The 355-nt window shown below is 48.5% G+C and carries 1 pseudogene; it reads right to left on the bottom strand.

The features are described 5' to 3' along the window. Positions 1-128: pseudogene (locus MUW49_RS18280) on the bottom strand (IS200/IS605 family transposase); the annotation flags it as partial. Positions 129-355 lie beyond the last annotated feature (227 nt).

The following is a 355-nucleotide window of genomic DNA, read 5'->3' as shown; positions in this document are numbered from 1 at the left end:
GCACACTGACCGAATGAAGCGTGATGCAGATCCCCCAGTATCGGCTTTCGATACTTGGTAATAAACACCAAATGTACGTGCAAAACGTAGGCCGCATGGCGTGATTTATTAATTTTAGTGAATTGCATTCTGTCACTCAATCGGGCTTAATAGATATGGCGATAATGCTACACACTGAGCGCTAAATGCAAATTCTGAAAGCCTACAAGTTCCGACTCGAACCGACAGCCCAACAAGCGCAACGCCTGCGCCAGTTGGGCGGTTGTGCTCGTTATGTCTGGAATCACGGGCTGGCAGAAACCAAACGCATTCTGGATGCTGGCGAAAAACTGCCTTCTGCCTTTGAGCTGAACAG

Origin of the sequence: Aeromonas sp. LsrichE-8G, from assembly GCF_022869435.1 — a bacterium.
GTDB classification, from domain to species: domain Bacteria; phylum Pseudomonadota; class Gammaproteobacteria; order Enterobacterales; family Aeromonadaceae; genus Aeromonas; species Aeromonas caviae.
This window is presented reverse-complemented; position numbering and strand designations above follow the sequence as displayed.